Source organism: Desulfatiglans anilini DSM 4660 (assembly GCF_000422285.1).
Classification (GTDB): domain Bacteria; phylum Desulfobacterota; class DSM-4660; order Desulfatiglandales; family Desulfatiglandaceae; genus Desulfatiglans; species Desulfatiglans anilini.
This window is the reverse complement of sequence record NZ_AULM01000071.1, coordinates 1-8,914: the sequence shown is the minus strand read 5'-3', so window position 1 is coordinate 8,914 and position 8,914 is coordinate 1. Positions and strand designations below refer to the sequence as shown.

The window sequence follows — 8,914 nt, the reverse complement described above, 5'->3', positions numbered from 1 at the left end:
ATCGGTAGGGTATGCGCCACGGACGGTAAACAACAGCTGGGGCGGGATTATATATATAACGCTTCTAGATTGCTATGTGAGCGACAGTGCTGCAAACGTATTGACGGTGCGCAACGCATATTCTCAGACATTTATATGGGGTGTTCGTGATATTCAGGAATCGGAGGTTTTCGGTGTTCCTCTGGGAGCTGTTGAGCTACCAGCAGCAGGAGCGTATGGTTATAAGGCCCCCGGAGTTTTGATGAACCAATCATCGGTGGATTTCTGGTTTAGCGGAAGAACAGGCGATGTGGTAATCGAGTGTGAGTTTTATGATGTCGACTTCGGGGATGAGATCGAAATTCTGATCAATGGTCAATCGGTAGGGTATGCACAGCGGACAGTAAACGACAGTTGGGGCGGGGTTACATACATCACGCTTCCGGACAGCTATGTCAGCGACAGTGCTGCAAATGTACTGACGGTGCGCAACACATATTCCCAGACACTTATATGGGGTGTTCGTGATATTCAGGAATCAGAGGTTTTCGGGTAAGCGTCAGAGCTCTCCATCTTTTTAATCAAGCAGATCCCGAGTATCTTCCCTTTCTGAGCCCTGCGGCTGAAGCGCCGCCATAACAGATGCAGAGGAGGAGTCCTCATGAGCCAAGCAGATCGTCGGGCGCATTGGAGCAGGATCATGCCCCCAAGCTGCAAGTGGTCAGGCCATCAAGGCCTTTTGCGCCGAGCGTAAAATCCGCATCTATCAGTTTTATGCTTGGCGCTGCCGCTTTAAAGCCAGCATCCGCTGCCAACAGAAACCCGGAGGATTTCTTGAACTGTGTTTCCCGATAAGGATGAAGAGAACGCCCCAATCCGAATCCATTTGGGAGACCGCCTCTGGGTTGAAGGTTTCTAAGGGTTTTATCCATCTGGCAAGCGTGCTTAACACGCGGGGTCGGGATGTTATAAGTTGGCGCCATCCCATTTGGATTATATAAGGAGGATGGCGATGGAAACCACTTCGAGGAACCCTATCCCGCACAGTAGCTTCTCCCAGCACGATCTCGTCGAGGTCGAACGCCGCTTTGCCAATTGGCGCCGGCACCGCCGCAAGAAGCGCGCGCTGATACCACAGGAGCTGTGGGACGCTGAGGTGCAGCAATGCAGAACATATATATTATCTCCAAAGTATGCCGCAGACTGAGGCTTTCCTTACGCCCACCGAAAGGACACAATCCACCAGTTCCTGCTCGATGGTGGCGAGGGTGCGCACCAGCCGGGCGACTTTCATGAAGTTGGCGCGTGCCTTGGCGACAAGATCAAGCATGTTTTGTGGCATGGATAGGTTTTTCTAAACAGCCTGTGAGGTGTTTGAAAAGGAGCTATTTGGAGAGATTGCGGATGACGGCGATGACGCGATCGAGATCTCCTTCCGTCATCGCGGTTCCGGAGGGGAGGCACAATCCACGCGCGAAAAGATCCTCCGAGACCTGCCCGCCGACTGCGCGGGCAATGTACTGTTTCTTTTCCTGGGGCAGGGATGCCCCGATGCAGATGAAAACCGGCTGCAGATGCATAGGTTTCCACACCGGTCGGGATTCGATGTTCTCCGCCTCAAGCGCCAACCGTATCTGCTCGCGATCGGCACCGAAGATGTCCGGCGTAATGAGGATCACCGTCAACCAGCGGTTGGCTTTCCCGTAATCTGCCTCCGGCATTAATTCGAGGCCGGGAAGGCCGCCGAGCGCGCCCTGGTAGTAATCGAAGATCTCCCGCCGGCGCGCTACCCGTTGATCGATCACCTGGAGCTGCGCACGGCCGATGGCGGCCAGGATGTTGCTCATGCGGTAGTTGAAGCCGATCTCGGTATGTTCGTAGTGGGCCTGAGGGATGCGTGCCTGCTGGGCCAGGCCCCGCGCGTGGCAGATGAGTTCCTCGTCATCGGAAGCCAGCATGCCCCCGCCCGATGTCGTGATGATCTTGTTCCCGTTGAAAGAGAAGACAGCGGCATGCGCACCTCTGCCGGCGTGAATTTGTCTTTCTGCTAAATCTTCTACGACACGGGCGCAAGTGAAGCGCGCCCCAAGTGCCTCAGCCGCGTCGACAATGACGGGGACGCCGAATCTGCGGCACACCGTGTAGATTTCACCATAGTTGCAGCACTGCCCGTAGAGATCAGTGGGGACAACCGCCTTGGGGAGTTTCCCAGCGCTGGCGCATCGCTCGAGTTCAGAAGCCAGAAGGGCAGGGTCCATGTTCCAGGACCGGCGGTCGGAATCGATGAAGACCGGGGTGGCACCCTCGAAGAGGATGGGGGAGACGCTCCCGATGAAGGTCAGGGAAGAGGCGAAGACTTCATCCCCGGGCCCCACGCCGAGGTGGTGCAGAGCCAAGTGCATGGCCGCCGTACCGCTCGAGACTGCCAAGCAGTGCCTGATCCCGGTGTACTGGCTGAACTCTTGCTCGAAGGCGTCAACCATGGGGCCGAGTGGCGCGATATAATTGCTTTCGAAGGCCTGCTCGATCAAGCCGCTCTCTAGGCCGCTCATGTGGGGAGGGGAGAGAAAGATCCGCTTATGTGGCATGGCTACCTGTCACCGTCCAACATCGTTGCGAGTAATGCAGGGAGATTAGCAAGGCTGTTTAATTCAAACATTGGCTGGTGATCCGCAGTTGGAGGTTGCATGTGAACATATTCACCTTTATCCCGCTTTATCCAAATGGTGCCCATTCCTATCTGCTTGGCCCCAAAAAAATCCTTAACAGGGTTGTCACCTACATAAACAGCCTGAACGGGATTGTCCAAGCCTAGGCGTCGACTTATTTCTCTGAATGGAGTGATGCTGGGTTTCCAATTAGCTCTCCCTAATTCGTCTGTAAATAGTATTACATCGAAAAAATCGGATAAGCCCAGACTCAGAAGCTTGGCCTGTTGGACGCTAAAATAACCATCGCTCAGAAGGCCTATCTGGTAGTTTTTTCTTAAATCAGAAAGTATATTAGTAACTTCGGGGAAGGGTTTTATACAGGGTTTGTGCTCGCGGTAAACGCGGAGCAAGCTAGGAATAATTTCTTGGCTCCTACCATGAATTTCGAGCCAGCGGTTAAATGTGTCGCCTCGAACGCCTTCCGAAAATAGTTGCGTTAATATACGGAAACTTTCTCTTTCAGGTATGTTAAGATGTACCTGCGCCCATTTGGATACTGAACGGAACCCGCTTAGAACGAATTCCTGCTCGGGGTAAAGGGTATCGTCCAAATCAAAAATTACAGCTCTCAAGAGAGGCATGATCTTCCTTGCTTAAGAAAAAGGATTGATCAAACCGGGTCATAAAAAGACCTGTCTTGTAACTACCCACCTTTGGAATGTTTATCTGGATGCCTGCCAAGCGAGCAAGAAGCCATAATGGGGCATTGACACCTGCAGCGATTCCTAAAGGGATACCCCCCCCTAATCGGGCGTTTATCTCAGTAAAGTGAGGTACTCCAGATTTCATCATGCATTGCACGGTAATGGGGCCGACCGCAGGTAATGCTTTTGCGATTTTGATACAGGCTTCAATAATAGCACCATTGTGAATAGTTACTCCCTTTGCGACTTCCCCCCAACGGACTTCAATCCGCTTTCGCGAGGCGACTCCGAGTACATCGCCACTTAAATCGCAAATCACATCGCTAGTGATCTCTGGGCCAGGTAAGTATTCTTGTATTATGGGACTCGGAAGATACCTTGAGAAAAATTTGAGTTCGTCATTGTTATGTACCTTGAAAGTGTTCTTTGCTGCGCTTCCGCTGCGTGGTTTTATGAACACGGGGTAGTCGAGACTTGTACATAAAGTCTGATCAGGGAGCCAAGAACGTGGTGTGTCGAGGCCCAGACTGCGGAAAAAATTCGTTGTTAACCACTTGTCGTCCGCAATTTTAGAGGCTTTCTTAGACACTACCGCAACGCGAGCGCCTGTAGCCTCAATCGTTTGCTGGTGAGTTGCCAGCACAGGAATGTCGGGGTCTATTAAGGGGAGAATCAACCGAACACGATCACGACGGCAGATATCCAATAAGGTGGCTAAAAAGTCTGGAGCGCTCAAGCGCGGGATGATGTATGAAATATCTGCTTCTTTCAAAGCAGGCGCCAAGGAGTCGATGTCGACTGCAACAATCCGGCTTTTGAATCCAAGAGTCTTATAAGCTTGACGAAACGCCCGCAGTAGCTCCACTCTCCTGCCGACGCTGGTAAACAAGACCGTAGGTGCAAGTGACCTATCTGGTAGAGTTCCCAAGAAATTCCTCCATCGTTGCATGTCCGATCTGGGTGATTCTTTCGCGCTTGACGGCTTTCTAAATGGTGAGGGCGATGATCCCGATACCAAGCCAGAGAGAGAAACTACTTATGTACTGCAGGTGCAGTTTGAACTTTTGTTCCCATGTCAAGGCATTGCGGCCGTTTGCTTGCGCCAGCCGGGGGTCCCCGGTCAAACCTCATGCCGCCACGCCTGTTCGGCTGTGTACCGGTTGAGATATTGCATCAACAGGGGCCTTGGCCCCACAAGACTCATGTCGCCTCTCAGAACATTCCAGAGTTCGGAGAGTTCGTCAAAACTCATAGGGTAGAGCGGAGGATCTGTTCAAACCTTGTAAGCGCTTTTACTCCGGCAGCCGATTTCCATCCTCATCCCTTGTGTCCAGCATCGTCTTATGTCTAATACTGGAATTTACGTATAAGGTGTTCAGCCTTGTGCCCGCAATCTATTAGGACTAATCGCACCGCGAAAATCGGTGATTATTTATGAATAAACTCTAGGTTCTTCACCGACCTGATCTGCATCCCCTACACACGCGCTCTACCTTCGCTTTCTTCCCTCCTGATCTTTATCCGCTGAACTCGTCCATCGTCGCCTGCCCCGGGTGGCTGATGCCTTCTCTGCGCACTACCTTGGCTATGGTCATAAAAAGGATCTTTAAGTCAAGCCCAAGGGACCGGTGATCTACGTACCACACATCAAGTTTGAATTTTTCCTCCCAACTCAAAGCATTTCGGCCATTCACCTGAGCCCAGCCGGTGATGCCTGGCTTCAACTCGTGTCTTCGGGCCTGTTCGGGGGAGTACCGATCCAGGTACCGCATGAGGAGTGGCCTGGGGCCCACTAGGCTCATGTCGCCCTTGATGACGTTCCACAGCGCAGGCAGTTCGTCGAGGGACGTGGCCCGCAAGAAGCTCCCTATCCTTGTCTGGCGATTTTCATCCGGGAGTAATCGTCCGTCAGGGTACTTTGCCTCATTCATGGACCGAAACTTATAGACCGTGAAAGGCCTTCCTTCTAATCCTGGCCGCAACTGTCGAAATAGAATGGGATGTCCCAGTTTTGCTTTTACAAGCAAAGCAATGCATATCATTAGGGGAAAAAGCACAACTAGTGCAGAAAAAGCAATGCCCAAATCCAATATCCGTTTTCCAGAATTCTGGCAGATCTTTCGCTGGGAATCGGTTGATTCTTTAAATCTCGATAGCGCCATTAATTTCTAGAATCCCTTTCAGCATCTATGCTACATCACGTAGCCTATCTCATTTACATCCTGTTCGTATCGTTTTACATCAATATGATCACGCAAACAGAAAAATCTTTTTTTTGGGTTCACACGCTTCCATTTCGGATCTCTTGATGGATTGCTCTTATATCCCAGGAATGCCTCAATTTCATCGGTGTGCTTATCAATTTTTTCCAGAGGAATAATACGAGTGTTATGATCCCTCATGCCCTCCTTGTATACTCTAATCCAGTATTCTAGCAAGGCAATCACAATTCTGGTCTGTTTAAGTGGATTCAAGTCGTAGAAATCTTCCACACGTTGACCACAAATAGGATCTAAAAACAATCTTGCTACATAGTTGTAAGACACACGTTCACTCAAACTTGTAAAGTAGTTTATGACAGAAGCAATCCAAATTTCCGGTGGTCGTGACATCATCAAAATAGGTGCGTTAGGCGCAAATTCACGCACTTGGCTCAACCTGCCTGCGAAAAACCCGGAACACTCGATCTCAAGATTTAGAAAACGTTTCCGCTTTGATAGGAAATCATTGTTTTCGATATGCCTTAAAGTTGTATAATGTAGTGGTTCGTGAGCGACTCTGCACACATCTTTAAACATGCCTGACAGATAAGTAGTTCCTGTTTTGTAGGGACTTATGCAGTAAGCTGTTCTCGGCTCGATGCTATGGCAAAGTCTATTGACCATTTTCACTGCCCTATACTCATAGATTGATCGCAATCTCAGCAGAGGAAAATATAACGGCGTTTTAACTAAAAACTGTTTTAACTTATTTTCTTCAGGGTGCATTTATTGCACATTCCTTTCGTTTTCAGACATTCCACATCGTAAGCGTCAGGCCAGCCCATCTTTCTGACCGAGCGGATCTGGGGTATCCTCCGTTTCTAAACAGAGCGGCCGAGCAGCCGCCATATCAGATGCAGGGGAGGATTCCCCGTGACACAAGTAGATCGCCGGGTGCATAGGAGCAGGATCATGCAGGCGCAGGCTGCGAGTGGGCAGACCATCAAGGCCTTTTGCGCCGAGCGTAAAATCAGCATCTATCAGTTTTATGCCTGGCGCCGCCGCTTGAAAGCCGGCATCCGCCAACAGCAGAAACCCGGAGCATTTATTGAGCTGTTTCCCGCCAAGGATGAAGGGAACGCCCTGATCCGGATCCATGTGGGAGACCAGCTCTGGGTTGAAGTGCCCCAAGGGTTCCACCCGCCGACGCTCCTTTCGATCATCGAAACTCTTACCAGAATCGGTCGGGGAGTATGCTCCAGGATCAGGTCGAGAAACTTCTGCGCCGGGTCTATGGACGGCGTTCCGAAAAAAGCCACCCCGATCAGTTCATGTTCGAGTCCCTGCTGATGGATGTATCCGATCAGCCTTGTGTCCGTGAGCCCCTGGTGGAACTGCCCGAGAGCAGCCTAGCTCGGGAAGCCAAAGCGAAGACCTCCAAACGGAACCATCCGGTCAACAGCCTCCGAGAGCTTCTCCCGGATCAGTGGCACCCGTTAGCAAAGCCGATGGCAGCTGTAGGGTACTTCTACAGAGGTATAACCTGAACCCATCCGGGTCACTGTTGCCAATCTCAAATTTCAAAGAACATCAACGCTCCGGTTTCCCACTCTGACACAGACGGTGATTGAATCCTATACCGAATCAAACACCCCGGACAGCTGGGTCCACCTCATACCGCTAAACTTTCATTGTCTCCATAATGACACGATTCACTTTATGGACATCGTATTTCTGATTTGCTATTCGAAGGCTAAATTTTCCCATTTGTTCAGCTAGTTCTGGATGAAGAATAAATTGCTCCATTGCCTTTTCAAGTTTTTCAACATTCCGAACTGGCACAAGAAACCCATTCTTATTGGCTTGAACAGTTTCTCGGCATCCAGGGGTATCGGTCGTGATAATTGGTCTTCCCATGGCCATGGCTTCCAATATAGAACGTGGAGTTCCTTCTCTGTAAGAAGGCAATACGTAGATTCGGCATTTTGAAAAAGCTTGGCGTATATCGTCGATCCAACCTAAATATGAAATTATCTTCTTATCCTGCCATTTTTTTAGCTCTTCTTGGCTTATGCTGCCAGGGTTAGAGTCCAATGCTCCAGCCAATAGAAACTTAGCGTGTGGATGCTTCTTTTTGATTCTTACGGCAGCCTGATAATATTCTCGTATTCCTTTTTCGATTAAAAGTCTTGCCACAAGCAAAAACACAGGCTCTTCGGGCAAAGGCTCAGGAGGATACCTATTCAAATCAACACCAGAACCATTGATTACAGTTACCAAAACATGTTTTGGTAAAAGCCCTTGAGTTTTGAAAGTATTTTTGTCGTCCTGGTTTTGAAAGAAAACACCAGAACTGTTTATAAGAGCAATTCTGTATAGGTGACGGATCAAAATTCCGATAATTTTTTGTTTTACAGATCTGTTTCCAAACGGATAGCCGAGTCCTGTGATCATACCGTAAACCTCAGTACTGTTACAACCCCTTGCAGCTATGTGCGAATAAATCACAGCTTTAGCTGTATAGGAAAGGATACAGTCAGGCGATTCCGTTTGAATGATTTTTCTCAAAATAAGTAATGTCCTCAGGTCGTGAAGAGGAGATATACTGGTTCTATTGGTGGGCAACTGATAATAGCGTATAGGCACGCTGGCTAGTTTTTGGCGAATTTCTGGAGTTGTCTCAGATGCACAAGCAATAATCTCATGCCCTCTCATTATTAAAGTTTTCAAAAGCGGGCCCCGAAAATTGATAAGTGATCGAGCAACTCCGCCAATGATCATTATGCGCATATAAATTCTCGTAAGAGGTTTATTTAAAATGGAAGAATATAATGCCCGCGGGAATAGCGCATTTTGCGTCAAACTCGACTTTACAAATAAGCGAGCAGAAACCGCCTGATTATTTTTGATATCAATATGTTAGCTGTTTTTTTATCTGTAGGACCCTACTGTGTGCCGAAAAAACGCCTTTCAAAATGCAGCATATATAGCCATCAAGGATATTTCTCTTGACATGTAGGGCCCTACTCTATATAGTGGGTGCTATGGCGCACCTCCACAAGAAAATCAAGAAAGGCAACGCCTACTACTACGTGCGTGAGACCCAACGCATCGATGGCAAACCCACCGTTGTCAACCAGGTTTATCTCGGCTCTGCCGACAAAATCCTCTTGGTCTTTATGGCCAAAGAGAGTGGGTTCCCCAGCCGGATTTCCTCCAAAGAGTTCGGATCGCTTTTTGCCCTGCTTGAAATCGACAAGCCTTTGGACCTCGCCGGCATTGTCGACGACGTCGTCCCTGCAAAAAGGAAGAGGCAGGGGCCTTCCACCGGGGAACTGATGCTTTATGCCGTGATCAATCGCGCCATTGCCCCCATGAG

The 8,914-nt window shown here is 49.5% G+C and carries 12 protein-coding genes and 2 pseudogenes; 6 read left to right on the top strand and 8 right to left on the bottom strand.

The features are described 5' to 3' along the window. The 3 genes and pseudogenes from H567_RS28845 to H567_RS28840 form a co-directional block, all read left to right on the top strand. Positions 1-535, top strand: a pseudogene (locus H567_RS28845) (hypothetical protein); the annotation flags it as partial. Positions 536-653: 118 nt separating this feature from the next. After that, positions 654-980, top strand: coding sequence for an IS66 family insertion sequence element accessory protein TnpA (gene tnpA, locus H567_RS30340; protein WP_435051126.1), 327 nt, complete (start codon positions 654-656; stop codon positions 978-980). An 11-nt stretch (positions 981-991) separates the two neighbouring features. Next, the gene (locus H567_RS28840) at positions 992-1,186 is read left to right on the top strand and encodes a hypothetical protein (RefSeq protein WP_153306306.1); all 195 of its coding nucleotides are present in this window, start codon (positions 992-994) and stop codon (positions 1,184-1,186) included. A 178-nt stretch (positions 1,187-1,364) separates the two neighbouring features. On the opposite strand, the gene H567_RS0120570 is transcribed toward H567_RS28840, so the two are convergent. From H567_RS0120570 to H567_RS28830, 7 genes are all read right to left on the bottom strand, one after another. Continuing rightward, a complete protein-coding gene (locus tag H567_RS0120570) occupies positions 1,365-2,567 on the bottom strand; it encodes a DegT/DnrJ/EryC1/StrS family aminotransferase (RefSeq protein WP_028322838.1) in 1,203 nt (400 codons plus the stop codon). A 2-nt stretch (positions 2,568-2,569) separates the two neighbouring features. Then, positions 2,570-3,262: an HAD family hydrolase gene (locus tag H567_RS0120565; protein WP_161626669.1), complete on the bottom strand. Its 693-nt coding sequence runs from the start codon at positions 3,260-3,262 to the stop codon at positions 2,570-2,572. Continuing rightward, positions 3,243-4,262 (bottom strand): ATP-grasp domain-containing protein, encoded by a 1,020-nt coding sequence (locus H567_RS26350; protein ID WP_161626668.1) that lies wholly within the window; start codon positions 4,260-4,262, stop codon positions 3,243-3,245. The genes H567_RS0120565 and H567_RS26350 overlap by 20 nt, the downstream gene beginning before the upstream one ends. A 58-nt stretch (positions 4,263-4,320) precedes the next feature. Beyond that, positions 4,321-4,413: a hypothetical protein gene (locus H567_RS30360; protein ID WP_208598441.1), complete on the bottom strand. Its 93-nt coding sequence runs from the start codon at positions 4,411-4,413 to the stop codon at positions 4,321-4,323. 41 nt (positions 4,414-4,454) lie between these two features. Then, positions 4,455-4,538, bottom strand: a complete 84-nt coding sequence (locus H567_RS30195) for a hypothetical protein (protein ID WP_353743107.1) — start codon at positions 4,536-4,538, stop codon at positions 4,455-4,457. A gap of 313 nt (positions 4,539-4,851) precedes the next feature. Next, complete coding sequence (locus H567_RS0120550; protein ID WP_084517667.1) at positions 4,852-5,496, bottom strand: sugar transferase; 645 nt, start codon at positions 5,494-5,496, stop codon at positions 4,852-4,854. A 30-nt stretch (positions 5,497-5,526) separates the two neighbouring features. Continuing rightward, the gene (locus H567_RS28830; RefSeq protein ID WP_153306305.1) at positions 5,527-6,321 is read right to left on the bottom strand and encodes a hypothetical protein; all 795 of its coding nucleotides are present in this window, start codon (positions 6,319-6,321) and stop codon (positions 5,527-5,529) included. 186 nt (positions 6,322-6,507) lie between these two features. On the opposite strand from H567_RS28830, the gene tnpA (H567_RS30335) reads away from it, so the two are divergent. Next, positions 6,508-6,885 carry an IS66 family insertion sequence element accessory protein TnpA gene (gene tnpA, locus H567_RS30335; protein ID WP_435051125.1) on the top strand — a complete coding sequence of 126 codons (378 nt, stop codon included), beginning with the start codon at positions 6,508-6,510 and terminating at the stop codon, positions 6,883-6,885. Beyond that, complete coding sequence (locus H567_RS0120535) at positions 6,789-7,082, top strand: IS66 family transposase (RefSeq protein WP_028322833.1); 294 nt, start codon at positions 6,789-6,791, stop codon at positions 7,080-7,082. Before tnpA (H567_RS30335) ends, H567_RS0120535 begins: the two co-directional genes overlap by 97 nt. A gap of 133 nt (positions 7,083-7,215) precedes the next feature. Here H567_RS0120535 and H567_RS0120530 read toward each other — a convergent pair whose 3' ends face one another. After that, complete coding sequence (locus tag H567_RS0120530; RefSeq protein ID WP_028322832.1) at positions 7,216-8,325, bottom strand: glycosyltransferase family 4 protein; 1,110 nt, start codon at positions 8,323-8,325, stop codon at positions 7,216-7,218. A 254-nt stretch (positions 8,326-8,579) separates the two neighbouring features. On the opposite strand from H567_RS0120530, the pseudogene H567_RS26345 reads away from it, so the two are divergent. Further along, positions 8,580-8,914 (top strand): annotated as a pseudogene (locus H567_RS26345) (IS1634 family transposase); the annotation flags it as partial.